This is a genomic window from Labrenzia sp. THAF35 (assembly GCF_009363595.1).
Lineage (GTDB): Bacteria > Pseudomonadota > Alphaproteobacteria > Rhizobiales > Stappiaceae > Roseibium > Roseibium algicola.
The window spans coordinates 221375-246473 of the sequence record NZ_CP045380.1 but is presented as its reverse complement, the minus strand read 5'-3'; the positions used below and the strand labels follow the sequence as shown (position 1 = coordinate 246473).

At 60.2% G+C, this 25099-nt stretch carries 24 protein-coding genes; 11 read left to right on the top strand and 13 right to left on the bottom strand.

The features are described 5' to 3' along the window. Positions 1 to 69 precede the first annotated feature (69 nt). Complete coding sequence (locus tag FIU93_RS01175; RefSeq protein ID WP_152504620.1) at positions 70 to 768, top strand: type 1 glutamine amidotransferase; 699 nt, start codon at positions 70 to 72, stop codon at positions 766 to 768. Between the two features lie 43 nt (positions 769 to 811). Here FIU93_RS01175 and FIU93_RS01170 read toward each other — a convergent pair whose 3' ends face one another. Next, a complete protein-coding gene (locus FIU93_RS01170; RefSeq protein WP_286202394.1) occupies positions 812 to 1741 on the bottom strand; it encodes a threonine dehydratase in 930 nt (309 codons plus the stop codon). A 177-nt stretch (positions 1742 to 1918) separates the two neighbouring features. Between FIU93_RS01170 and FIU93_RS01165 the strand changes: the two genes are divergently transcribed. Beyond that, positions 1919 to 2719, top strand: coding sequence for a helix-turn-helix transcriptional regulator (locus FIU93_RS01165; RefSeq protein ID WP_152504618.1), 801 nt, complete (start codon positions 1919 to 1921; stop codon positions 2717 to 2719). 4 nt (positions 2720 to 2723) lie between these two features. On the opposite strand, the gene FIU93_RS01160 is transcribed toward FIU93_RS01165, so the two are convergent. Continuing rightward, positions 2724 to 3860, bottom strand: a complete 1137-nt coding sequence (locus tag FIU93_RS01160; RefSeq protein WP_023002107.1) for an alpha-hydroxy acid oxidase — start codon at positions 3858 to 3860, stop codon at positions 2724 to 2726. Positions 3861 to 3877: 17 nt separating this feature from the next. Then, on the bottom strand, positions 3878 to 4702 hold the full coding sequence (locus FIU93_RS01155; RefSeq protein WP_023014628.1) for a FadR/GntR family transcriptional regulator: 825 nt from the start codon (positions 4700 to 4702) through the stop codon (positions 3878 to 3880). 205 nt (positions 4703 to 4907) lie between these two features. On the opposite strand from FIU93_RS01155, the gene FIU93_RS01150 reads away from it, so the two are divergent. Then, on the top strand, positions 4908 to 6140 hold the full coding sequence (locus tag FIU93_RS01150; RefSeq protein ID WP_353621965.1) for a DUF3422 domain-containing protein: 1233 nt from the start codon (positions 4908 to 4910) through the stop codon (positions 6138 to 6140). 49 nt (positions 6141 to 6189) lie between these two features. On the opposite strand, the gene FIU93_RS01145 is transcribed toward FIU93_RS01150, so the two are convergent. Beyond that, a complete protein-coding gene (locus FIU93_RS01145; protein WP_235814916.1) occupies positions 6190 to 6828 on the bottom strand; it encodes a TetR family transcriptional regulator C-terminal domain-containing protein in 639 nt (212 codons plus the stop codon). Positions 6829 to 6980: 152 nt separating this feature from the next. Here FIU93_RS01145 and FIU93_RS01140 point away from each other — a divergent pair, with 152 nt between their 5' ends. Together FIU93_RS01140 and FIU93_RS01135 are read left to right on the top strand one after the other, a co-directional pair. Next, positions 6981 to 8267 carry an MFS transporter gene (locus FIU93_RS01140; RefSeq protein ID WP_286202393.1) on the top strand — a complete coding sequence of 429 codons (1287 nt, stop codon included), beginning with the start codon at positions 6981 to 6983 and terminating at the stop codon, positions 8265 to 8267. Positions 8268 to 8388: 121 nt separating this feature from the next. Then, entirely contained in the window at positions 8389 to 8775 is a 387-nt protein-coding gene (locus FIU93_RS01135) for a DUF2267 domain-containing protein (protein ID WP_235814918.1), read from the top strand. A gap of 143 nt (positions 8776 to 8918) precedes the next feature. Here FIU93_RS01135 and FIU93_RS01130 read toward each other — a convergent pair whose 3' ends face one another. Together FIU93_RS01130 and FIU93_RS01125 are read right to left on the bottom strand one after the other, a co-directional pair. Beyond that, the gene (locus FIU93_RS01130) at positions 8919 to 9314 is read right to left on the bottom strand and encodes a cytochrome c family protein (protein WP_055657706.1); all 396 of its coding nucleotides are present in this window, start codon (positions 9312 to 9314) and stop codon (positions 8919 to 8921) included. 140 nt (positions 9315 to 9454) lie between these two features. After that, entirely contained in the window at positions 9455 to 10399 is a 945-nt protein-coding gene (locus tag FIU93_RS01125) for a LysR family transcriptional regulator (protein ID WP_077290764.1), read from the bottom strand. A gap of 155 nt (positions 10400 to 10554) precedes the next feature. Between FIU93_RS01125 and FIU93_RS01120 the strand changes: the two genes are divergently transcribed. From FIU93_RS01120 to FIU93_RS01110, 3 genes are read left to right on the top strand one after another with little or no spacing between them, the layout of a single operon-like run. Continuing rightward, positions 10555 to 12051: an FAD-linked oxidase C-terminal domain-containing protein gene (locus FIU93_RS01120; RefSeq protein WP_152504615.1), complete on the top strand. Its 1497-nt coding sequence runs from the start codon at positions 10555 to 10557 to the stop codon at positions 12049 to 12051. Between the two features lie 22 nt (positions 12052 to 12073). Continuing rightward, on the top strand, positions 12074 to 13252 hold the full coding sequence (gene glcE / locus FIU93_RS01115; protein WP_209010263.1) for a glycolate oxidase subunit GlcE: 1179 nt from the start codon (positions 12074 to 12076) through the stop codon (positions 13250 to 13252). Between the two features lie 44 nt (positions 13253 to 13296). Further along, positions 13297 to 13656 carry a DUF4870 domain-containing protein gene (locus tag FIU93_RS01110; RefSeq protein WP_023002100.1) on the top strand — a complete coding sequence of 120 codons (360 nt, stop codon included), beginning with the start codon at positions 13297 to 13299 and terminating at the stop codon, positions 13654 to 13656. 73 nt (positions 13657 to 13729) lie between these two features. On the opposite strand, the gene FIU93_RS01105 is transcribed toward FIU93_RS01110, so the two are convergent. Next, positions 13730 to 14359: a hypothetical protein gene (locus tag FIU93_RS01105; protein ID WP_152504613.1), complete on the bottom strand. Its 630-nt coding sequence runs from the start codon at positions 14357 to 14359 to the stop codon at positions 13730 to 13732. Between the two features lie 268 nt (positions 14360 to 14627). Between FIU93_RS01105 and glcF the strand changes: the two genes are divergently transcribed. Next, on the top strand, positions 14628 to 15965 hold the full coding sequence (gene glcF / locus FIU93_RS01100; protein WP_152504612.1) for a glycolate oxidase subunit GlcF: 1338 nt from the start codon (positions 14628 to 14630) through the stop codon (positions 15963 to 15965). Positions 15966 to 16009: 44 nt separating this feature from the next. Here glcF and clcA read toward each other — a convergent pair whose 3' ends face one another. From clcA to FIU93_RS01085, 3 genes are all read right to left on the bottom strand, one after another. Continuing rightward, a complete protein-coding gene (clcA, locus tag FIU93_RS01095; RefSeq protein WP_023002097.1) occupies positions 16010 to 17371 on the bottom strand; it encodes a H(+)/Cl(-) exchange transporter ClcA in 1362 nt (453 codons plus the stop codon). A gap of 155 nt (positions 17372 to 17526) precedes the next feature. Then, positions 17527 to 18324 carry a L,D-transpeptidase gene (locus tag FIU93_RS01090; RefSeq protein WP_229005754.1) on the bottom strand — a complete coding sequence of 266 codons (798 nt, stop codon included), beginning with the start codon at positions 18322 to 18324 and terminating at the stop codon, positions 17527 to 17529. A gap of 239 nt (positions 18325 to 18563) precedes the next feature. Continuing rightward, entirely contained in the window at positions 18564 to 19280 is a 717-nt protein-coding gene (locus tag FIU93_RS01085) for a DUF2927 domain-containing protein (RefSeq protein WP_209009825.1), read from the bottom strand. A gap of 262 nt (positions 19281 to 19542) precedes the next feature. On the opposite strand from FIU93_RS01085, the gene FIU93_RS01080 reads away from it, so the two are divergent. After that, a complete protein-coding gene (locus FIU93_RS01080; protein ID WP_055657724.1) occupies positions 19543 to 20292 on the top strand; it encodes a protein phosphatase CheZ in 750 nt (249 codons plus the stop codon). 144 nt (positions 20293 to 20436) lie between these two features. Next, complete coding sequence (locus tag FIU93_RS01075; protein WP_152504609.1) at positions 20437 to 21117, top strand: DNA-3-methyladenine glycosylase I; 681 nt, start codon at positions 20437 to 20439, stop codon at positions 21115 to 21117. Positions 21118 to 21268: 151 nt separating this feature from the next. Here the strand turns inward: FIU93_RS01075 and hisG are convergent, their stop codons facing one another. From hisG to hisS, 3 genes are read right to left on the bottom strand one after another with little or no spacing between them, the layout of a single operon-like run. Next, entirely contained in the window at positions 21269 to 22237 is a 969-nt protein-coding gene (gene hisG / locus FIU93_RS01070) for an ATP phosphoribosyltransferase (protein WP_055657728.1), read from the bottom strand. Then, positions 22234 to 23388, bottom strand: coding sequence for an ATP phosphoribosyltransferase regulatory subunit (locus tag FIU93_RS01065; protein WP_152504608.1), 1155 nt, complete (start codon positions 23386 to 23388; stop codon positions 22234 to 22236). The genes hisG and FIU93_RS01065 overlap by 4 nt, the downstream gene beginning before the upstream one ends. 2 nt (positions 23389 to 23390) lie before the next feature. Next, positions 23391 to 24857 carry a histidine--tRNA ligase gene (hisS, locus tag FIU93_RS01060; protein ID WP_152504607.1) on the bottom strand — a complete coding sequence of 489 codons (1467 nt, stop codon included), beginning with the start codon at positions 24855 to 24857 and terminating at the stop codon, positions 23391 to 23393. Between the last annotated feature and the right edge of the window lie 242 nt (positions 24858 to 25099).

The following is a 25099-nucleotide window of genomic DNA, read 5'->3' as shown; positions in this document are numbered from 1 at the left end:
AAGGTTGCGCATGGATAAAGTCCTGCCGGAATTGAAGCGGTAAGGCTCGTGAGCAGGTTAGAGGACAACATGCATTTTCTCGTCGTTGAGAACTATCAGCATACGGAACTTGGCATTCTCGGCCGTGTCGCTACGCAGGAAGGTCACAGCTGGCACACCGTCAAGGCATTTGAAGGCGAGCCACTTCCTCAAGCCACCGATGCGTTTGCCGGATTGGTCGTGCTGGGCGGAGCCCAGGATGCGCTGGCGGACGAAGCCTATCCGCATCTGCCGAAGGTCTGCGACCTGATCCGCGCCTTTGACGATGCCGGCAAGCCCGTCCTCGGCATTTGTCTGGGCTCGCAGCTGATCGCCCGCACCTTTGGTGGAGAGAACCTTCTGGGCTTGCCGGTTGAATTCGGTTGGCGCGACGTGACACCGACCGACGCAGGGCTGGAAGACCCCGTGGTCGGCAAGCTCGGGGCCGGTGCTCCTCAGTTCCACTGGCATTCCGACACCGTAACGCTGCCGGATGGGGCGGTGCTTCTGGCGAGCAGCGCCATGACACCGGTCCAGGCCTTCCGCATGGGCGATTTGACCTACGCAATCCAGTTTCATTTCGAAACCGGCCTTCCGGAAGTACGTAACTGGAGCGAAGCCTTCAGTGACGACATTCGTGCGCATACGCCGGACTGGCACAGCCGTTTCGACACCGAAGCGTCCCGCCATGCAGCAAAGGCCGACGAGACCGGAGCCGCAATTGCAAAGGCCTGGCTGTCGTTGCTTTGAGACTTATCGCATTTCTGGTTCCGGAGTTTTATCATTCCGGTATTCAGACCACCGGTGTTCCACCGGTCAGAACTGTCTGCATTGCCGTTTCGTCCAGGTTGCCTCCTGACAGAATGATACCGGCCTTCCTGCCTTGAAGCTTCGGCGCATCCTGCATCAATGCGGCGAGGGCGGCAGCACCGGCACCTTCGGCGAGATTATGCGTATCTGCAAACAGGACGCGGATGGCGGCAGCGATCTCGTCATCCGTAACCGTTGCGATCCGGTTGGAGCCGTTCTGCAGGATATCAAGCGCCGCCTGTACCGGCTCCCGGCAGGCCATGCCGTCGGCGAAAGTGGCTGCGGTTTCCGTGGTCACGATTTTTCCCGCCTCGACGGACAGGCGGTAGGCGGGGGCGTTTTCCGTGACGACGGGAACGATCTCGGTTTTAAGCCCCAGAAGGTTGCGCACCGTGATCAGTCCGCAGGCGCCGGAACCCATGCCAACGGGGACATAAACCACGTCGAGATCGTCATGCGCCCTGAAAAATTCCAGCGCGTAGGTCGCAACGCCAAGGACAATGTTCCTGTGAAAGCTCGGCACCATCAGGAAACCGCTTTCACGGGCCAGTCGCTCGGCAGTGCGCCGGGAAATGTCGAAGTCGCGACCGTCGATCACGAGATCAGCACCAAAGGCCTTCATCGCCCGGTTCTTGCCCTCCGCATTTCCTTCCGGCACCACGATGGTGGCGGGCAGGCCAAGCGTTCGGGCGGCCAGCGCCATGGACTGGCCGTGGTTTCCGCGGGTGGCCGTAACGACGCCGCTGGGGCGGCCGTGTTCTTCGATATGTTTCTGGATGTAGACGATGGAGCTGCGCGCCTTGAAGGCGCCGATCGGGGTGTGGTTCTCGTGTTTGACCGCGATTTCCAGGCCGAACCGCTCCTTCAGGAGTGGCCAGGCATAGCTTGGCGTTTCCGGCACAAGCTGGCGCACGATCGGAAAAGCGGCTTCAAGGTCGTCCAGGGTGAAGAGAGCGGTTATGGGCGTGGTCAGGTCCGGTTTCTGGTGTTGGTCGGCCGCGAGTATATCCGCGTGGTCCGCACTGTCTTTCAGGATCCTGAACCTATTCGGACTTGCGCGGCCCCTGTTCCTGCGTCAGGTTTGCGCGCCATGCAAACGGACACTGTTCATACCCAGCCTGGATCTGTGCCCATCCATCGGGAGATGGCCGGATATGGGCTCCGCCTTTTGCCGGCCGCCGGTTACGATGTCGGTTTCGTGGCAGATATGGGCTCCATCGGCTTTGCGTTTGACTGTCAATCGGGCAGCCATGCCATCGCTTCGGACAGGCGGGAAGATTTCGTTCGCTTGCCCAACACGCTGGCTTTGACACCCAGCGGTTGCGACATCCGCTCCCGGTCAGACATGGGCGGCGAATATCTTCTGGTCAGCGGTCGCGAAATCCGTCTGACTGAGGGGTGTTACCGCACCAACATCCTGTCGAAATCTGCTTCCATGGCCGCAGGCAGACTGCGCAAGTGGCTGTTGTCGGATACGCCTCTGGATCATCTGGAAACCGAAGCCTGCATCAACGCACTTGCAGAGGCGGGGCTGAAGCCGCAGCGCCCTGGCAAGGCTGCACGATGGATGACAGGCAATCGGTTTCGGAAAGTGGCGGACAGGATCGAGGCCGATCTCGGGTCAAATTTGTCCGTTGCCGTTCTGGCGCAGGAAATCGGCGTTTCGGCCAGTTTCCTGAGCCGTGCCTTCTCGGCTTACTGTGGGCAGTCGCCCTACGACTATATCGTCAGCCGGCGGCTGCAGCGCGCCCGGGCGCTCATCGTTTCCACCGGCAAGCCGCTTTCTGAAATCGCTCTCAGGTCGGGCTTTTCCTCGCAAAGCCACATGACGGCGAGTTTCCGGACGCGCCTCGGGGTCAGTCCCTCCAAGTTCGCGCGCCCGGATCGGTGACCCGTCAGAGCACCAGGTTGTGGCGGCCGACCTTTTTGATGTCGGTTTCACCGCAAAGGCCCATGGTGACGTCCAGTTCCTTGTGCATCATTTGCAGCACCTTCGAGACCCCTTCCTTGCCCATGGCGCCGAGACCATAGATGAAGGCGCGGCCGATGTAGGTGCTCTTGGCTCCCATTGCGACGGCCTTGAAGACATCCTGGCCGGACCGGATGCCGCTGTCGAAATGCACTTCGATCTTGTCGCCGACCGCATCGACGATGTCCTGAAGCACCTCATAGGACGCAAGAGCTCCGTCAAGCTGACGGCCGCCATGGTTGGAGACGACGATCGCATCGGCCCCAACGTCCGCCGCGATCTTCGCATCCTCCACATCGTTGATGCCCTTCAGAATGAGTTTGCGCTTCCAGTGGGACTTCACCCATTCCACCGAGGACCAGTCGAGGGTCGGGTCGAACTGGCTGTTGGTCCATTCGGCAAGCGAGGTCATGTCGCCAACACCGGACACGTGGCCATGGATGTTGCCGAACTGGCGCCGCTTGGTCTGCAGCATGTGCCAGCACCAGCGCGGCTTGAACGCAAGATCCAGCAGAACGTGCGGTTTGGGCTTCGGCGGCGTGGACAGGCCGTTTTTCAGATCCTTGTGCCGCTGGCCCAGAACCTGAAGATCAAGCGTCAGAACGAGTGCCGAACAGCCGGCAGCCGTTGCACGCTGCATCAGGTTTTCCGAAAAGCCCCTGTCGCGCATGACATAGAGCTGGAACCAGAACGGGTTCTTGGTGTTCTCGGCGACATCCTCGATCGAGCAGACGCTCATGGTGGACAGGGTGAAAGGGACACCGAATTCTTCTGCGGCCTGGGCCGCGAGAATTTCACCGTCGGCGCGCTGCATCCCGGTCAGGCCGACAGGGGCAAGGGCAACCGGCATCGTTACGTCCTGGCCGATCATGGTGGTCTTGACCGAGCGGTTGTCTATGTTGCAGGCCACGCGCTGGCGCAGCTTCTGGCGCTGCAGCGCCGCTTCGTTCTCGCGGTAGGTGCTCTGCGTCCAGGAACCGGTATCTGCATAGTCGTAAAACATCTTCGGTACCCGGCGCCGGGCCAGGGCCTGCATGTCGGCAACATCGGTCACAACAGTCATCGAATTCCTCCTGAGGCTCACGCGCGAGCCGGTTTTCGGGTCCGTCTCAGGCCGGCCAGCTGCTCGCGCCGGTCCAGATCCTTCGTTTCGGCAAGGGTGCCGCGCACATAGTCGATATGGTTTTCCGAGGCCTGCCTCGCGCGGTCGGCATCCCCGGTCTGAATGGCGTCGGCAATGGCCTTGTGCTGCTGCAGCAGCTCGATCCGTGCCGACGGGTGGTGGTAAAGGCGCCCGCGATTGTAGAAGACGCCGTTTTCCAGAAGCCGGTAACAGGACCTGAGAGTGTGCAGCATCACCACATTGTGGGCCGCTTCACCGACCGCGTGATGAAAGGCAACGTCCAGCCGGCTTTCGGCAGGCAGGTCCTCGCTGTCATGCGCTTCCTGCATCTGGCGGACAATGTCCTGCAGCCGGGCAAGGTCGGATGGGGCGGCCCGTGCGGCTGCAAGGGCTGCCGCCTGGCTCTCGATGCCCCGTCGGAATTCGAAATAGTCGTTTACCGCGCCAGGGTGCCGGGCAATCAGCTGCACCACTGCTTCGGAAAAGATCGGGCCGATCAGCTCGGCAACATAGGTGCCGCCACCCCGGCGCGACGAAATCAGCTCGCGGTCCTCAAGCGTCTTCAAGGCATCGCGAAGCACAGGACGGGAGACATTCATCTGGTCGGCAAGGTCGCGCTCGGCTGGCAGCCTGTCGCCGGACTGCAGCACGCCCTTCAGGATCAGATCTTCGATCTGCTCCACCACGGCATTTGCCGTTTTCTGATGATCGACCGGCTGAAACATGCCGCTCCCGCTCCAATTGTTGGCGCGGAAAATAGCGCCGCTTTCAAAATTGGTCAATTTTTTTGTCCAATTATTTGTTGCTGAAATGTCTCTCCGGAAACCCAATTGTCTGCTGCGGCAAAAATGCGGATTGGTTTCGGCGGTGCCTTAGCGGAATGTAGAATTGACAGAACATTTCCAAAGTCGGGGTTGCTCCTTGGATCAGGGATCAGAAAACGGGTCCACCTTTCCTGCCTTTCGCACATCTCCCTTGCGGGAAAAGGTGTTGGGGGAGGTTCATGCGCGGCCGTTTCGTCCGCTGCCCTGTCCGCGGACGGTGCTCCACTACGCTTTCCTGACAGATGCTGAGGAAGCCGCCAGAGATCATGCCTGGCTGTCAGAGTTCTGCATTTCCCGCGGTGGCCACGGTCCTGCGCCCGGAGCCCGTCATCACACCGTCAATTTCGGCGGCGGCACCTTGAGCTGGGAACAGCACGCGGAATTCACCACCTACACCTGGGATGGTGGCGCCCACGAACAAACGATTTTCGGGCAGGTGCCGATCAAGCACCCCTTTGGCGCTGCGTTTCGGGCGCCCGGCGATCTGCTGGTCGCCGTCCGGTTGGAATTGCGCGGCGGTGATGAAGGCAAGGAATGGCGAAGCCAGTTCGATGAAGCCAGCCTGACGGTTTCCAACCTTGAAGACGGCGCTGCCATGGTCGCGACCGACTTCCGGCAGGATGGCGATGGTCTTACACGGCTCCTGGTCTGCAACCGGACCTTGAGCGACGTTCAGTCCGGCGCCGTTGTCCAGCGGCTTCTCGAGGTCGAAACCTATCGAACGCTGGCCATGCTGGGCCTGTTCGAGGCAACCAGACTTCAGCCGGATATCAGGCGTTTCGAGATCGAGCTTGCGGAACTGACCGGCCAGATGCAGGAGACCTCCGCGCTCGGCGCCAACCAGGAGCTTCTGGACAAACTGAGCGGCCTTGCCGCTGCTCTGGAAGCAGGTGCAACCGCCAGCACGTTCCGGTTCGGCGCGAGCCGCGCATATGACCAGATCGTCCGGGCACGGCTGGAAACCTTGCGTGAAGAGGCTGCCCCCGGCGAACTTTCAATGGCGTCCTTCCTCGTCCGCCGGCTTGCCCCGGCCATGCGCACCTGCCAGGCGATCGAAGACCGTCAGGCGATGCTCTCGCGCAAACTGGCGCGGGCAACCACGCTCTTGCGCACGCGGGTCGACGTCGAACTGGAAGAGCAGAACCGTTCGCTGCTGGAATCCATGAACCGGCGTGCCCATCTGCAACTCCGCCTGCAGCAGACCGTCGAAGGCCTGTCCGTTGCCGCGGTGAGCTACTACGTCGTCGGCCTGATTTCCTATCTGGCGAAAGCCGCCAAGGAAACCGGCTTGCCTCTGCCTGACTCCAACCTGATGACCGGCATATCCGTGCCGCTGGTCGTGCTGGTGATCTGGTGGACCGTCAAGCGCATCCGTCAGCAACACGGAGAGCATTGAAGCCGTCAAGACAATGTACCAGGAAGCCGGTGCGGAAAGATCGACCCGATTAATTTCGAGGCGAGGACCGTTTCCCTGGACTATCTCCCATTTGGGCGAGCCGATCGAGATAGTGTGACAAGTGGGACAAGGCTGTCTCCCCGGACTGTTGGCCAATCAGGACAGCTGTTCCCAAGCCGTGTAACAGCCCGATAAGGATTGCCGCTTCGGCTTCTGCATCCAATTCGGAACGAAAGTCACCGGTTCCAATCCCCTGTTTCACTATTTCTGAAATGCGCCCCTTCAGCTTGTTCGGACTGTCGATGAACGCACGACCGGAAATTTCGTCACTGGTCAGCGCAAGGACTGTGTAAGACATCCATAGAAGATGGAATTCACGGCTTTTCCGGTCTGTTGGCATCGCTTCTTCAAACAGTGTCAGCAATGCCGCGCGTGGCGAAGTCTGGTCCGAGCAGCCGTCGAGCCGCGCAGTCCAGCGAATATTGCTTTGCGCCTCCAGAAAGCTGAGCCCAGCCTGCATCAAGCCGGATTTGGTTTCGAAATAATACTGCACCAGCCGCAAGGAAACGCCTGCGGCTGACGCGACATCGCGAAGCGAGACGGCATGCAGTCCTTTCGCCAGAGCAACTTCGACAAAGGCCGTCAAGATCATCGATTTGCGTTCGTCATGGTCAACGGTTCGCGGCATGGGCGCTGTCTCTGGAGCGATGAAATTTTTTATGATACAAGTGTACCATAAAAAATTCGGAAGGGTCCATTGTTATCGTCATGAAACCCGAAATATTGCGCATACCACCAAGACTTTGGGCCGTTGCAACTGTGACCGGGGCTGGAGCTTTCATGGCCATGCTCGATACCTCCGTGGCAAACCTTGCGCTTCTCCCGCTTCAGGAAAATTTCAGAACGTCTTTGGGGGACGTGCAGTGGGTGGTGACCGGCTATCTGATCGCTCTGGCCGTTTCGATGCCGATGACGGGTTGGCTGTGCAGGCGGTTTGGGCACGGCCGCGTTTGGCAAATGAGCATGACAGGATTTGTTGCGGCATCTGCGCTGTGCGCACTTTCCGAAACGTCTTTGATGCTGAGCCTCGCGCGCGGACTGCAAGGGCTTGCCGCCGGGATAATGGTGCCTTCAGGCCAAGCGGTGCTGGCAAGTGTTTCAGAGCGCCGGCAATTGGGCCGTCTGATGGGGACCGTCGGATTTGCGGTGGCCTTGGGACCAGCCCTTGGGCCTGGGGTAGGCGGTGTTCTGATCGAAACGGTTTCGTGGCGCGGTTTGTTCTGGATGAACGTACCGATCGGGGCCGTGGCAATTGTCGCCGGTAGATATCTTGTCCCGGCTGGTGATGGAAAGCCGTCAAGCAGGCTGGACGCCAAGGGGTTGCTTCTGTGTGCCGTGGGTTTTCCGCTGGTGCTGTTCGGGCTTGCCGAAATCAGCACCGCCAATATCAATTGGCAGGCACTGGTCAACGTTTTTCTTGGCGGCGTATTTCTGAACTGGGCACTACGGCACTTTCGCCATGTGGACGCGCCTCTCATCAATCTTGCACTGTTCAGTCGTCCCGGTTTTGCCGGAGCCGCCGCCACGGCAGGACTTACGGGAGCTGCAATGTATTCCGGACTCCTGCTGTTTCCAATCTATCTGCAGGTAGAGCTGAACTTTGGAGATATCGAAACAGGCGGGATGTTGCTGGTGATGGGGCTCGGAGCCGCGATTGCACTGCCGTTCGCCGGATACCTGACGGACCGATACGGACCTGCCGCGGTCTCCGGTTCGGGGGCCGTGCTCCTGTTGCTTGGCACGTTGCCTTTCGGCGTCTGGCCGATAGGGGCAGCAAGTCCGATTGCGGCCTTGTTGTGCCTGCGAGGTATCGGTCTTGCATTAGCTCAAATGCCTGCGATGACAGCGGCGTTCACCGTGGTGCAGGAAATGGAAACCGGAGATGCCGCAACGCTGGTTAACGTGGTGCAACGCGTTGGCGGCGCCTTGGGAGCGACTGCCATGGTGCTGGTGATCGAACTGGGTGGAACAACACAGAACGGTGCACTGGCCTTCCCGCTACTGATCTTGCTTGCAGCGGGACCGGTATTGACGTCTTTCTGGCTCAGGCCTGCCGGCAGGACGTAAGACCAGTGGACGCTTGCTTTCCCCTGAAAAGACTTTCTCAGGACCCAACACAATGATCCCATGGACTTATCGATACGCTTCCAGAGACTTCGGCTCCTTTTTGTCGGACGCAAAGCAGCGAATGGATCTTGTATCCGACAATTCCACCTACACGGCGGTCGATGCAGTCTTTCAGGTATTCAGGCGGCGGCTCACGGTTGAACAAGGTTTGGCTTTCGCCGGCGCTCTGCCTTCTGTTCTTTGCGCGATCTTCATTAGGGAATGGGACGTGACCCGAAAGCCTGTGCCATTCTCAAGCAGAGAAGTAATGTCCAGGGAGGCGCAGCAGGTTCGAAAGCACCATAACCTCACGCCAGACAATGCGATTGAAGCAACCGCATGGGCTCTAAGGCGGCATGTCGATCAACGGGATCTCGACCGGGTTCTTGAAACTTTGCCCCTTGCGGCTAGGGAGTACTGGCACGTGGATGTCGCCGATCCTGCGGAGCTGCAACAACGCATCTTCTGAGCACGGGCCGATTGTCAGACGCCACCTTGGAAACGATTGCCAACAGATGCTGAAAAGCCAATTGGCCCGCCAGGGTTCCCCGGCGGGCCAATTGGTTGGTCTGGCAGCCAGTGGCGGCCGTCAATGTGACGCGCAAGCAGTGCTTACTTGCTGGAACCGTCTTCGTTGTACTGGTTCAAATAGGCGATCACGTTGGCGCGGTCGTCTTCCTTCTTGAGACCTGCGAAGGCCATCTTGCCTTTCGGGATCAGATCCTTCGGCTTGGTCAGGTAAACGTCAAGCGTCTCCTCGTCCCACACTTTGCCATCGGCCAATTCGAGCAGGTTGGCGGAATACTTGTAGCCGTCAACCGCGCCCCAGGCCCGGCCGACAATGCCGTTCAGTTCCGGACCGACCTTGTTTTTGGCTTCGGGTCCAACCGCATGGCAAGCGGCGCATTTCTTGAATACTTTCTCACCCTTGGCAGGGTCGCCTTCGGCGCTTGCCTGAACGGTCAGGGCCAGAAGCGCGGTTCCGGCGATCATCAGCAGTCGCTGCATGTATATCTCCCTCGGTTTGGGTGTTTAAAACCCCCGTCAACAGAACAGGATGTCGGGCCTTGATGCAAGTGACGGACCGTCGCATCCCGCATGCCAAGCCGCGATCGCCGACTGGGATCGTTTGGCGTCCGGGTAGGAGGTCAGCCCGCGCGGGCGTTGCTCGGCAGGCGTAACCAGTCCTCAAGCCCATGGTCCCAATAGGGCGACGAGCCATAGAGCCCGGCAAGGAAGTCGATAAAAACACGCACCTTGGCCGGCAGAAACTGGCGGCTGGGGTAAACGGCATAAAGTCCGACATCCTTCGAGGCCCGGTACTCGGGCAGGAGAATTTGCAGTTTGCCTTCACGCAACTCCGGACCGACGTCCCAGGTCGATCGAAGCGCAACGCCGACGCCGGCCAACAGGCATTCGCGCACGACCTCGTTTGAGTTGGTCTTGACCGGCGCCTGCGTGCGGACGGTCTCGATCCCGTCCGGACCGGCGAGCCGCCACGGGTCCTGGTTGGTTGCGGCAATGGTCACATGGTTTGCGACGAGATCCTCGATGCTTTGCGGAGTGCCGTATTTTTCGAGATAGGTCGGGCTTGCACACAGGACGCGGTGCACCGGCGCCAGGCGCCGCGCGACGAGACTGGAATCGGAGAGCTCCGCAATGCGGATGGCAAGGTCATAGCCGTCACCGACGATGTCGACAAAATCGTCGGAAAGATCGAGATTGACCGAAAGATCGGTGTTTTCAGCCAGGAACTTGCCAAGGTGCGGGGCAATATGAAGCCGGCCGAAGGACGTCGGAACGGCCACCTTCAGGTTGCCGCGTGCCTTGGCCGAGCCGCGCGAGACAAATGATTCGGCTTCTTCCACGGAGGCAAGAATGGCCACAACGCGCTCGTAAAAGCCCTGTCCGGCCTCGGTCATGGCGATCTGGCGAGTGGTCCGTTGCAGCAGTCTGGTACCGAGTTTTTCTTCCAGACGCCGGATGCGTTTGGAGACGACTGCGGGCGACAGGCTCATTTCGCGGCCGGCTGCCGACATGCTGCCGGCGCTTACCACCCTTGCGAAAATCTCCATGTCGGTCAGATTGCTCATTTTCAATCTCTCAGAAAGACAATTAGTATTTGCCGGTCGTTTTCCTCGGGCGCGAACCTTGCCACACTTAAGCAAGGGTAATTCACTGCCATCTCATGTTACGTAGGACCAATTCAACTGGATCAACGTATTAAAAAGTAGAAGGAGTTCATTTCGTGACCGCCATTGCGATGCCCGCGCCAGATCAGGCCGTATTGGCCCGCCGCCAGGAAATCCTGAGCGCGCTTCAGGCGATTGTGCCCGGAGAAGGGGTAATCCATGACGAACGCGAGATGCGCGCCTATGAGACCGATGCGCTGACGGCTTATCGCCAGTTGCCACTGATCGTCGTCCTGCCGGAAACGGTCGAGCAGGTATCGAAGGTTCTGAAATACTGTCATGACAATGACGTGAAGGTCGTGCCACGCGGAGCGGGCACGTCGCTTTCCGGCGGCGCGCTGCCTCTGGAAGACGGCGTTCTGCTGTCGATGATGAAGTTCAACCGCGTGCTCGATATCGACTATGACAACCGGGCCGTGGTCGTTCAGCCGGGTGTCACCAATCTGGGCATTACACGTGCGGTCGAGCACGAGGGCTTCTACTACGCGCCGGATCCCTCGTCGCAAATCGCCTGTTCCATCGGTGGCAACATCGCGGAGAACTCCGGTGGTGTGCACTGCCTGAAATACGGCCTGACCACCAACAACGTTCTCGGCCTTGAAATGGTGCTTGTCACCGGCGAGATCATTCGCCTCGGCGGCAAGCATCTGGACAGCGAGGGATATGACCTGCTGGCGCTGATGACCGGTTCGGAAGGCCTGCTCGGCGTCGTCACCGAAGTCACCGTGCGGATCCTGCAAAAGCCTGAAACGGCGCGGGCGCTCCTGATCGGCTTTCCGACCAGCGAGGACGGGGGGCGCTGTGTGGCCGATATTATCGCCGCCGGCATCATTCCAGGCGGAATGGAGATGATGGACAAGCCCGCTATCCACGCGGCGGAGGATTTCGTCAACGCAGGTTATCCGCGTGATGTCGAGGCCTTGCTGATCGTGGAACTGGATGGGCCGGAGCGCGAGGTCGATTACCTGATCGGCCGTGTCGAGGAAATCGCCAGGGCCAACCAGGCAAGCCACGTGCGCATTTCCGAAAGCGAGGAAGAGCGCATGACCTTCTGGGCCGGCCGCAAGGCCGCGTTCCCGGCGGTGGGCCGCATTTCCCCGGATTACCTGTGCATGGACGGTACCATCCCGCGCCGCGAACTGCCGAAGGTGCTGGCCCGCATGCGGGAGCTGGCCGAAAAACACGGGTTGGGCGTTGCCAATGTCTTTCACGCCGGTGATGGCAACCTGCACCCGCTCATCCTTTACGACGCCAACAAGCCGGGTGAACTCGATGCGGCGGAGGCCTTTGGAGCCGATATTCTTCGGCTTTGCGTTGAGGTCGGCGGCGTTCTGACCGGCGAACACGGTGTCGGCATCGAAAAACGCGATCTGATGACAGACATGTTCTCCGAAGCGGACCTGAAGCAGCAGCAACGGGTCAAATGCGCTTTCGATCAGAAGCATCTTCTCAATCCGGGCAAGGTTTTTCCGGTGCTGCACCGCTGCGCCGAGCTTGGCAAGATGCATGTACACAAGGGCCAGTTGCCCTTTCCAGATATTCCGCGGTTCTGAGGGTAGGGGCATGGACGCGACAATGAAACCGCGAAACACGGGCGACGTGGAAAAGGTGGTGGCCTGGGCCGCTGCCGAAGACCAGCCGCTGGAGATCATCGGTCAAGGCTCGAAGCGGACGCTCGGACGCCCTGTGCAGGCCGCTCATGTGCTGGACCTGTCGGGTTTGACCGGGGTCGAGAGCTATGAACCTGCGGAACTGGTGCTGACGGTCAAGGCGGGTACGCCAATTGCCGAAGTGGAAAAGCTGGTCGACGACAACGGTCAGGAGCTTTCGTTCGAGCCGATGGACTTCGGCCCGCTCCTGGGCGTCACGCCGGCACAGGGGACAATCGGCGGCGTGCTTGCAGCCAATCTTTCCGGCCCCCGCCGGATCAAGGCCGGGGCCGCTCGCGATCATGTGCTTGGCATGGAGGCGGTGTCCGGGCGCGGCGAGATCTTCAATTCCGGCGGCAAGGTGGTCAAGAACGTCACCGGATATGACCTGCCGCGGGCTCTGTGCGGCGCATATGGCACGCTTGCCGTTGCAACGACCGTGACGCTGAAGGTCAATCCCAAGCCGGAGACCTCTGCAACATTCGTGCTTTCCGGGCTCGATGACGACGATGGCATCAAGGCATTGTGCCAGGCCATGGGATCGTCGGCGGAAGTGTCCGGTGCGGCCCATTTGCCTGCGGGGGTGAATGGCGGCAGCAGCTCAACCGTATTGCGTCTTGAGGGGTTCTCGACCTCGGTGGATTACCGCTTCAAGACCCTGCAGGCGTTGCTTGGCACCTATGGCACGCCGTCGAGACTGGAGGCGGCGGAAACTGGCGCTCTCTGGCAGACGATCCGGGATGTCAAACCCTACGCCGGTGGTGAAACCCCGGTCTGGCGGCTTTCCGTTGCCCCGACCGCAGGGCCGCAACTGGTTGCCAGCCTGAGGGAGACGTTCGAGCTTCAGGCCTATTACGACTGGAGCGGCGGCCTTGTCTGGCTCTCGTGTCTGGATGGCAGCCTGCATGAGGCGGAAATCAGGGCTGCGGTCGATGCCGTCGGCGGCGGTCACGCGACACTTGTGCGGGCCGATGCGTCCCAGCGGTCCAATGTGCCGGTGTTTCACCCGCAGCCTGCTCCGCTCGCGGCACTGTCTCGCCGCCTGAAGGAACAGTTCGACCCGAAAGGCATTCTAAATCCTGGAAAAATGGTCAGTGGTGTGTAGTGTGAGGCCATAATTGTCACACGTATTTCCAACGGAGTGCCTTCATGGATCAACAGTCCGACGTTTCAGGCTACATGGAGCCAGGCGGCAAGAACGCCACGCTCATCTATATTCTTTATCTGGCAAATATCATCGTGCCGTTCACCGCCATTGTCGGTGTCATTTTTGCCTATCTCAATCGGGGCAAGGGCTCGGCCTGGGTTGATAGTCACTACACCTATCAGATCCGCACTTTCTGGATCGGGCTGCTGTTCGGCATCGTCAGTGGTCTTTTGACCCTGATCCTGATCGGCTTCCTGATGCTGATTGCCGTACTGATCTGGATGATCGTCCGCTGCATCAAGGGGCTTCAGCTCGCAGGCCGTAACGAGCCTGTGCCCAACCCGGAAACCTGGATGTTCTGACAAGAGGGCAAGGCCCGTCCGCAAGGCGCGGCACGGGCCATGAACCTTTACCAGGCTGCCGGTGCGGCGAACGTCAATGCGCCGGCAGGCACTTCACCGTCACGTCGTAACCATAACCATCGCGCTGATGCGTGGTGTTCTTGAACGACCACTTGTTCTTTTCGGCCTTGTTCTTCTTCGCGGCCACAGCGTCCAGCTCGAAATAGGCCTTGGCGGACACCGTCCAGGTCTTGCTGAGCGCGACCGACTTCTTCATGCCGCTCTTAAGAACCTTGTCCAGGTTGAGCGAGCAGGCCTGAACCGGATCCCAGCCCTGCCACTTGACCTTGGCCATCGGGATAACCGGCGTGTGGGAAATGGAAACCGAGCGCTTCGTGCCCGCGCCGACGTCGCGGTTCTGGAAGCTCTTGCTCCAAAGGTTGCCGTCCCCTTCGAAGTAAAGCACGTTCTTGAAGGAACCCACCTTCATGGCAACAATCCGCTCGCCATTCGTCGCCTTTGCCGACAGGCGCAGCAGGAACCGGTGATTGCCGGACTTGATCTTGGTGTAATTGTAGGCGTTGGCCTTCACCTCGACGGGAATGACGTCGATGCCGTCGCGCTTGACTTCCACTTTCTCGATCCAGTCCTTGGCCATGGCACCGGTTGCGACACTGGCGAGAACAGCGGTCAGAACGGCAGTTTTTGAAATCGTCTTAATCATCAAATCAATTCCTTGGTTGGCATTTCTTTCGCCCACGCTTCGGAACTTAGGCAGACCTGGTTGAACCGGTTCTGAGTGCACTGTTTATCCCGGGTTCATGTTCCATCTATCCGTTCAGGGAAGGGGGAGGTGGTGAAGCAGAAAGTCCGTGCCGGCAAAACCGTTGTGCCACAAAGGTGCCTTGTGCCGCTTTCCTTCTGACCGTACGATCCGCCTCGCTCGGAAGGAGAAACCCGAAACGACGGGTCATTGAGGGATACGGGGAGCAATGCAGACAAATTTCACCGCAGAGCAGCTCAAGGACAGTCACGTTGCAGCGTCGGAGAAGATCCTGCGCAAATGCGTGCACTGCGGTTTCTGTACGGCCACGTGCCCGACCTTCACACTGCTTGGAGATGAGCTCGACAGCCCTCGAGGCCGGATTTACCTGATCAAGGACATGCTGGAAAACGACCGTCCAGCAGACAAAACCATCGTCAAGCATATCGACAGATGCCTGTCCTGCCTTGCCTGCATGACCACCTGTCCGTCCGGCGTGCACTACATGCATCTGGTCGATCACGCACGCATCCACATCGAGAAGACCTACAAGCGACCGTTCGCCGACCGCCTGATGCGCTCGGTCCTTGCGTTTGTCTTGCCCTATCCGAAACGGTTCCGGCTGGCGCTGATCGGCGCCTATTTCGGCCGACCCTTCGCCGGGCTGCTGAAGATGATGGGCGGCCCGCTTGCCCGGATGGGCGCCATGCTGGAACTGACCCCGGCAAAGGCGCCGGGTCGCGGCCAGCTGGAAGGACCGGGGGTCTTTGCGGCCGAAAGCCCCAAACGCAAGGGGCGTGTTGCACTCCTCAGCGGCTGCGCCCAGCCTGTGCTCAACCCAGGCATCAACGATGCGACCATCCGGCTCTTGCGCAGGGCCGGGTACGAGATCGTGATGCCGAAAGGGGAGGTCTGCTGCGGCGCGCTTGTTCATCACATGGGCAAGGAAGAAGCGTCGCTGGAAAACGCCCGTCGCAACGTCGATGTGTGGATGGAGGAAGCCGAGGGCGAAGGGCTGGATGCTGTCCTGATCACGGCATCTGGTTGCGGCACCACAATCAAGGACTACGGCTTCATGCTGAAGGACGATCCGGCCTATGCCGAAAAGGCGGCCCGGGTGTCAGCCCTTGCAAAGGACGTGACCGAGTTCCTGACCGGTGTCGATCTGGGTGAGCCGCTGATGAAGCCCGGCCTGACGGTTGCCTATCACTCCGCCTGTTCCATGCAGCACGGCCAGAAGATCACCCGGCAGCCGAAGGATCTCCTGAAGGCTGCAGGCTTTGCCGTCAAGGACGTTCCCGAAGGCCACCTTTGTTGCGGCTCTGCCGGCACCTACAACATTCTCCAGCCGGAGATCGCGCGCCGCCTGCGAGACCGCAAGGTTGCCAATATCGAAAAGACCCGGCCGGACGTGATCGCAACCGGCAACATCGGTTGCATGACGCAAATCGGTCTTGGCACGGAAATTCCGATCCTGCACACGGCGGAACTGCTCGACTGGGTCTATGGCGGCCCTCAGCCCGACAGCTTGACGCCGGTACTTCAGCAGCGCCAGGCAGCGGAATAGCCGGACAACGTGACAACTTGGCTCGCGGGCTTGTTTGCAGCCCGTCAGCTCTCCCGTGTGCCCAGCTGAACCGGTGTCTTGTCTCCGTCCGGAGGGCCGTCTACAGGCTGTCCGGCCAGCCGCAACGTGCGTTCCAGCAATTCCTCGTAGATGGGTCGACCACCCATGTGGTGTGCCGTCAATGATGCCGTCGTACAGGTGATCAATACCGGCATGATCAGCGAATAGGCGCCGGTCAGTTCCATGACCAGCACCACACCGACAAGTGGTGCGCGTACGGAGGCTGCGAAGAAGCCGCCCATGGCGGCAACGGCACAGGCGCTGCGGAAATCGTCTTCCACCGGCAGGAATTCGGCCGACGCGACACCGAAGGCGAGGCCGGCACAGGTCGCGATGGACAGCATCGGCGCAAAGATGCCGCCGGGAACACCGGACGCGTAGGAAAACAGCACCCCGCCGAAACGCAGGAGCGTCAGCACCAGCAACGTGATCACGCCATAGTTCGACAGAATGAGGTTGTGGACCAGTTCTTCGCCGCCGCCGGTCGCCGCGGGAAGGGCGTTGAGCAGCAGGCCTGTTACCGCACCGATGACAAGCGCCGGGACCCAGCGCAAGCCGGAGGGGATCTTCAGGAAGAGATCCATGACCGTGATCAGCGCCCGGTTGAAGAAAACGCCAAGCGCGCCGAGGAAAACCCCCAGAACCGCCAGCAGCGCGAAGCTCCAGACCGGAACATAGCCGACATCCACCTGCAGGGGCGGGCCGATATGGGTCAGCTGTTCGGTGATGGCCGCACTCAGGATCGATGCGATGATGACGGCCATGTAGGTGCGATAGCCGAAGGGAAACTGTCGGCGGGTTTCCTCGACAATGAACAGGATCGCGGCCAGGGGGGCATTGAACGCGGCGGCCAGTCCCGCGGCTGCGCCGGCCGCCAGCAGACCCTTGTGATCATCGGGCGAAAGGTCCTGCGACCGCGACAGGGCCTCGGCGGTCATCGCACCCATGTGGATGGTGGGGCCTTCCCGGCCGAGCACAAGCCCTGACCCAAGCGCCAGCAGACCGCCGAAAAACTTGGCGAACAGGACGCGCGGCCAATGCAGCGGCCGCTTGTCTTCCATGGCCCCTTCGATTTCCTGGATACCGCTGCCTGCCGCTTCCGGGGCAACTCGCCTGATGAGCAGAAAGGCTCCCGTGACGCAGGCTGCCGAAATGGCCATGGATACGACATAAGGCATGTATCCCGGGCCAAGAGCCAGCCGCAGTGCCGCATAACGGGAGAAAAGGAAATCGAGTCCGGTGTGAAATCCGGTTGCCAGACCGCCAACCAGAATACCGACCAGCGTCGCCTTGAGAAAATAGGCGGCATCCGATCGAACCGAAAAGGAGATGTGGGGGGCTTTCATGCCGCGGTCCTGAAAGAGGCTTTAAGGAGACTGCTCTAGGCCGGCGATTCGACCTGTCGTGACGTCAGACTGCAAAGAAAAGCAGGTGCCGGCAACAAAAACGCGCGGCAGAGCCGCGCGTCTGTGTTCCGTTTGCCGGAAAGCGGAAAACTTCGTCAGATCACGTGCACCGTGGTGCCGACCTTGACCCGTTCGTAGAGATCCATGACGTCTTCGTTGCGCATGCGGATGCAGCCGGAGGAGACCGCGTGGCCGATGGTCCACGGCTGGTTGGAGCCGTGGATGCGGTAAAGGGTGGACCCGAGATACATGGCGCGTGCGCCGAGCGGGTTGTCCGGTCCGCCGGCCATGAAGGTCGGCAGGTCGGGACGACGCTTGCGCATTTCCGCCGGCGGGCGCCAGTCCGGCCACTCCGCCTTGCGGGTGACCTTGTGGGTGCCGGCCCATTCGAAACCGGGCTTGCCGACGCCGACACCATAGCGCCGCGCGGTGCCGTCGCTCTGAACCAGGTAGAGGAAGCGTTCGTTGGTATCGATCACGATCGTACCGGCCTTGTGCGGGCCGTCATAGTTCACGATGGTCGGCAGGAACTGCGGTGCAATCTGCCGCGATTGCGGGGCTCGTGCCTGGCGTTGCGGCTGCTGACGGACCGGCTGCTGGCGGGGTGACCACCAGTTGGCGCGGCGCACTTGCGGCTGTTGCTGCTGGACACGTGGCCGTTGCACACGTTGCTGCTTGAACTGGTAGCGCTGCGCCGTCGAACGCCGCTGGACCTGGGGCTGCAGTTGCAGCATCCAGGGCTCTGTCAGGTTCGGGCTGAGCACGAGCGGCGGTGGCGAGACCTGGCCCGCGGTTGCCGGAGTGCCGGAAAGGCCGGTGGAAAGAACCAGGACACCGGCAAACGCGAGAGCCTTGGGAAACATATTTCGCATCAGGAACATGGCAGTACTCATCAACTTGTCATCGACCACGTTCAGCGGCCTTTTACAGCCGCCGGTTAACGGATTGGCAAGGATGATAAGCAGCTCAGGCTGTTGCAAAGATGAATCCGGTGCACGGAAATCAGGTAATCTTTTCTTATGGTTAGTTGTTGGTTGAGGAACAGGCTTAATAAAATCCTAGGCGCTTCGGTCGTCGCCGGATTAACCTTTGAAGGTGGTTTGAAAAGACAATGCTTTCCGCGATTCCTTGGTTAACGCACGCGCCTTCTGGCATCGCGCGCTACCAGCGGCAGGATCGGCCGGGTCTGCTGCATCGACATGCCCGGTTTGATACGCGGATCGTAAAGCATGTTCAAAATGATCTGGTCGAACACCGTAAAGCGGCTGTGGCGCGAGGAATCGTTAAACACCGAATGGGTGAGTTGCTCGTCGTCGTTCATCGGCCCCAGCCCCTGCAGAAGTTCCTCGACAAGACAACGCTTGAAAAGAAATTCGCCTTCGTCGGAAACGATGACTGCCGCCGAGCGCTTGATGCCCTTGCGGCCGGAAACGACACGTACAAGACACCGGCCAGGAACCCGGGCATGTTCGTTCTTGTAGATGTCCTTTTTCACCACCGGTTCATACTGAGCCCGGTCGACCACATAGATCTCGAAATTCGCCTTGGCCGGATCGTTCGTAACACCGGTCGTCAATCCACCGATGCGGTTGTCGATTTCCTTTATGAAGCGATAGACCGTCTGTGTCCTGTCTCGCGCGGACAGGTTATGGACGTAGAACAGGACCGGGGTGGTGAACTTCTTGACCAGATAGGGACGCCAGCTCCAGCTGCGGTACTCAAGCCCGAATACGGTCTTCTCGAACCCTTCCAGCAGCTCTTCCGTTGAAAAGGAATCGTTTGCGGCCGAAGGGGAACTCAGCGTGACGGAGCCCGTAAGAAAGAGCAGGCAGGTCAATAGGATGCGCATGAAATTCATCTAGGTCAAAGCACCGTTTGCAGCCACATTGGCCTGAGGATCATGCCTGATCATGCGCGCAGCAGTTCGTTGTCAATCTGCGCGAGGATAACCAAAGCGCCGCCGCGAGGAAAGCCAAGAAACCGTTACCAAACACCAAATTATGCCGTAAGGCGCGCCAAGCATTGAAAAAACAATTCTTTAAACTTCCCGCGCTATAAGGGGCGGTATTGCGATTTAAGAAAGCCTGCAGGGGCGGGGAACGGGAGTAGGCATGGCCGCGGTGAAAAGATCCTTTCGAGCGGAAAGCTTGATACGCATGAATTCCGGGGCGAACGAGAACCCCGCCTATGCCGAAGAACGTCGTCACCAGGAAGTCCTGGCAGAGATCGCCAGCCTCAAATCCATGCTGAAAAGTGGACCTGACCAACAGGCACCGCTTGATCCGGAAGCCATGAGCGCAAAGTTCATGGCCGAATTCCGCAAGGAACTGTCCGAGGCCGCCAAGCTGAAGGTTGAACTCGACGCCATTTACGAGGCAATCGCCCAGACAAAGCGCGAGATCGCGACGCTGCATCACACCACCGGTTCCAAGGGCGAGGAGATGACTCGGGTCACCAACGAGCTTGACGCCGTGGTGATCGGAACGGAAGGGGCGACCGAAACGATCCTGGCATCTGCCGAGTTCATCGACGAGACCGCCAACACGCTGTCCGCGCGCCTTGGCAAGGAAGACGCCGAACTGGCGAACGATATCCAGGACAAGGTCATCCAGATCTTCGAAGCCTGTAACTTCCAGGACCTGACCGGCCAGCGCATCACCAAGGTGGTATCGACGCTGCGGTTCGTCGAAGACCGCATCATGCAGATGATGGATATCTGGGGTGGCATCGAAACCTTCAAGGATATCGAAGTCGAACAGCGCGAACTGAAGGAGGGCGACGCTGCCCTTCTCAACGGTCCCGCGCTGGAAAGCGACGTCGATGTGGCGACCCAGGACGATATCGACGCCCTGTTTGCCTGAGAAAAGTCTCTAGCATTTAAAATTCGAAACCCGGCCGGCCTGGCCGGGTTTTTTGTTTTTGAAGCCGGGCTCGCATTTCGGGTTGCTTCAAGGTATCGAGGAGGGTACCAAGATGGGAACAAACAGTGAATATCAAGGTGGCGTATGGCAGAGCAGAAACCGGCGGAAACGGCAAAAACGGAACGCGATCCGGTAACAGGTCTGCTGCTGGGCGAGGACGACAGGAACCGCTGCTGGTGGCATGGCGGTCTGGAGGACTACCAGCGCTATCACGATACGGAGTGGGGCTGGCCGGTTGACGAGGACAGGCGTCTTTTTGAGAAAATCTGCCTGGAAGGATTTCAGTCGGGTCTGTCCTGGCTGACCATCCTGCGCAAGCGCGACGCCTTCCGGGCAGCTTTCGCCAATTTCGAATTTGAACGGGTGGCAGAGTTTACCGAGGCGGATGTCGAACGCTGTCTGCAGGACAGCGGCATTGTCCGTCACCGCCGCAAGATCGAATCCACCATCAACAACGCCCGGCGGGCACTGGAGCTGAGGCAGGAGTTCGGCACGCTTGCCGCATACTTCTGGTCATTCGAGCCGAAACCGGAAAACCGGCCTGAGAAGCTGGACTTCGCCACGGCAAAGACCCTGGGCAAGACGGCCGAAAGCACCGAACTCTCCAAGGATCTCAAGAAACGCGGCTGGAGCTTTGTCGGCCCGACCACCGTATATGCCTTCATGCAATCCATGGGCATGGTCAACGACCACCTGGAAGGCTGCTGCTGCCGGGAAAGCGTTGAAGCCGCACGCACGGCATTCAAGCGTCCTGTGAGGCGCTGAAGGTGACTGGGTCCTGACGAGTTACTCGGCTGGATTCCCTTCCCCCTTGTGGGGAAGGGTTAGGGAAGGGGGTATTCGGCGAAGCCGAAAAACAACGTCCGCAAGCAACCTCCGCAATCATGTCACGCGGCTCGGAAACGCTGCTGTGTGCTTACCCGTTCACCTTCGCCTTCAGCGGCGAAAACAGGCGGTTTTCCTTGGAGAACACATAGTCGAGCGTTTCGACGGTAACCGTTTCCGCGCCTTCTTCGATCAACAGCTGGGCACAGTCGGCAACCGCATCCCTGGGGCACAAGACGCTGACGTGGTGCAGGTCGTCGACTTCGGAAAAACGCTGAAGAGCGCCAACCTTGCTGACAGATCGAAGGGCCTGTGTGCGGTCGGCAACCACGGCCTTGACCAGCTTGACGTTGCGGGCTGCTTCTTCCGCGGCCACGCGGTCGAGGATCGCCCGGGCAGCGCCAAGGGCGGTGGCGGACCAGTCGGCGTTGAGGGAGGCTACCAGATTGGCCTGGCTTTTCAGCATCACACCATCTGAAAGGATTTTCAGGTTGTTGGCCTGCAGCGTCGAGCCGGTCGTGGTGATGTCCACGATAAGTTCCGCGGATCCGGCTGCCGGAGCGCCCTCAGTCGCCCCCGCGCTTTCCACGATGCGGTAGTCGGCAATGCCGTGACCGGCGAAGAACGAGCGCGTGAGATTGACGTATTTGGTCGCAACGCGCAGGCGGCGGCCATGGCGATTGCGGAAATCGGAAGCGACATCGGAAAGATCCGCCATCGTTTCAACGTCGATCCAGGCTTTTGGCACGGCAACCACCACGTCCGCCGGACCAAAGCCAAGCGGCGTGACGATGTGAACGGTGCTTTCCGGGTTGGCGATGTTTTCATGCACCAGATCCAGACCCGTAATCCCGAAATGGACCGTGCCGTCGGAAAGTTCCCGTGCGATTTCGGAAGCCGACAGGAACGCGATCTCGACGTTCGGCAGACCCTTGATGGCGCCGCGATAGTTCCGCGCGCCGCCGGGCTGCACCACCTTCAGTCCTGCGCGGCCGAAGAATTCGTGCGTGTTTTCCTGCAGACGGCCCTTGGAGGGAATGGCGATAATCAGTTTGCTCATGACCTAACACTCGCTGCAATCCGGTCGAGCCACATGGAAAAGCCGATGGCCGGTACGTCGTCTTCGGCCCCAAGAAGGGTCACCAGCTTGTCGTAGCGCCCGCCGCCGACCAGCGGTCCTTCTACTGGTGGACTGACTGCGTGGATCTCGAAGACAAAGCCGGAATAGTAATCAAGACGCCGACCGAACTCGGCTGAGAATGTCAGCCGGGCGGGATCGATGCCCTTGGCTTCAAGGGCCGCAAGGCGCTGTTCGAAGGCGGCGATGGGCGTATCCAGGCCAAGGCCGAAATCGCGGGAGAAATCGCGCAGCATTCCGGCGGCGCTGGCGCCATCCGCCTTCAGGGCCAGATAGGCGGAAAGTGTTTCCGCCGCCTTGTCATGGCCGCGGGCACCGCTGGCAAGGGCGGCCTGTTCCAGGAACCTGTCTGCGATTTCGCTGGGCGTGCGTCCGCCCACGGCGGAAATTCCGGCAATCGACAGAAGATCCTCGACGACCGCATGGGCAGCCTCCGGATCAGCCCCTTCCAGCGCAGACAGGAAACCGAGGCGGACGTCGCGGCTGTCATCGTCGGAGGAGGAGGCTCCGGCCATGCGGGTGATCGCGGCGGTCAGACGGTCGGTCTCGCCAAAGAGATCACGTAGCCGGCGGCGCCAGACGGTCGGCAGGTCAAGCCCTTCCAGCACGGCGGCAAACAGGGTCTCGTCGCCAATTCGGATGACGATGTCCGACAGGCCAAATTCCTCCAGGGCCTTTACGGAAAGCGCAAGCAGGTCCGCATCCGCTTCGGCCGTGTCCGTACGGCCGAGGCTTTCCGCGCCGAGCTGCGGGATTTCGCCCAGGCCGTCCGGTCGCTGGCGGAACACCGGGCCGTTGTAGCAATAGGCGGCCGGAAGCTTGACGGCGTCCTGCGCCAGATGATGACGGCAGACCGGAATGGTGAAGTCGGGGCGCAGGCACAGGTCCAGCCCGTCGGTACCGCTGGTCAGATAGAGCCGGCGTCGGATGTCCTCGCCGGTGAGATCCAGAAAGACGTCCGCCGGTTGCAGGATCGGCGGGCTGACCTCCTCATGGCCCGCGGCCTTGAAGAGGCCAAGAACCGTTTCGATCTTCTCCGGAGCCAGTCCGGTCACCTGTGCCGCCCCACTCATGATCAACCCTCGTTCTGGCGCTGGCGGTCTTCCGCCTGCCCGTCCAGGATGCCGTGCACGGTCGCAAGGAGTTCCGTCTCCTTGACGGTGACCTGCGCCGGACGGCTTTCACGCCAGGTAATGTTGTCGGTTATCTCTTCGGAAAGACGCTTGCCCTCGATCAGGTCCTTGACCTGGATTTCGCCGGCTTCCCGCTCGTCAGAGCCTTGGATGATGGCGATCGGGCAGTTACGCCGGTCGGCATATTTCAGCTGGTTGCCGAACTTCTTCCAGTTGCCCTGGTACATCTCTGCGCGAATACCGGCCTCGCGCAGGTCCTGTACCATCTTCTGGTAGCGTCCGAGCGCGGCAACGTCGCCGTCCATCACGGTGACCAGCACCGGCGCGACAACGTCGGACGTGCCGAGCTTGCCGAGGTTCTTCAGCGCTGTCATCAGGCGGGAAACGCCGATGGAAAAACCCGTCGCGGGCACGTCACGTCCGGTGAAGCGCTTGACCAGCCCGTCATAACGGCCACCACCGCCGACAGACCCGAACTGGACGATTTCGCCCTTCTCGTTGGTCACGTCGAACAGGAGTTCGGCTTCGAACACCGTACCGGTGTAATATTCCAGACCGCGCACGACGGACGGGTCGATCTTGATCCGGTCTTCGCCATATCCACAGGCCGAGAAGATTTCCGCCATGGTGTTGAGCTCGGTGATGCCTTCATTCTCAAGCGTGCCGGTTCCGGAGACGAAGGCAACGATGCTGTCGATGGCAGCCGGGTCGAGTTCCGCACCCTTGGTGAAGTCGCCGCTCTCGTCCTTGCGACCGTTGCCCAGCAGCAGGCGAACGCCTTCAATCCCGAACTTGTCGAGCTTGTCGATCGCTCGCAGAACCGTCAGCCGGCGTTCTTCGTGCTCTTCACCGCCAAGGCCGATGCTTTCCAGCACGCCGTCCAGAACCTTTCGGTTGTTGACGCGGATCACATACTGCCCGCGCGCGATGCCGAGCGCTTCCATCGTGTCGGACATCATCATGCACATTTCGGCATCCGCCTGGACACCGGGTGCGCCGACGGTGTCGGCGTCAAACTGCATGAACTGGCGGAAGCGGCCCGGTCCGGGCTTTTCGTTCCGGAACACCCAGCCGGCACGGTAGGTGCGATAGGGCAGCTGGATCTCGTTGATGTTTTCCGAAACATGGCGGGCCAGCGGTGCGGTCAGGTCGTAGCGCAGGCTCATCCACTGCTCGTCTTCGTCCTGTACGGAAAAAACGCCGGCATTGGGCCGGTCGGTGTCCGGCAGGAACTTGCCGAGGCAATCGGTATATTCAAAGGCAGGGGTTTCGACGGGATCGAAACCGTAACGCTCATAGACAGCGCGGATCTTCGCCAGCATCTCGTCGGTGGCGCGGATGTCCTCGGCAGAGCGGTCAACGAAGCCGCGCGGCAGGCGGGCTTTCAGCTTGTTCGGTTTTTTGGCCATAAAGGTCTTGAATCCTGGCGAGTTCCCGGCCGGACGCGCCCAAGGAAACCTCTCGCATCCGGCTGTCTGATATTGCGGCTGTCGTAGACGAAACAAGGCGCAAGGGCAAGGCGGTGCAACATCCTGCCAGTTCGTTCGATCGAAGCTGGTGGTTCTGGCCGCGAACCAATGAATGTCGTGCGGGACCAGCGACAGGGAAGCAATTCTGCAGTCCGTGCCTTGTTTGCATCACAGTTCGCGGT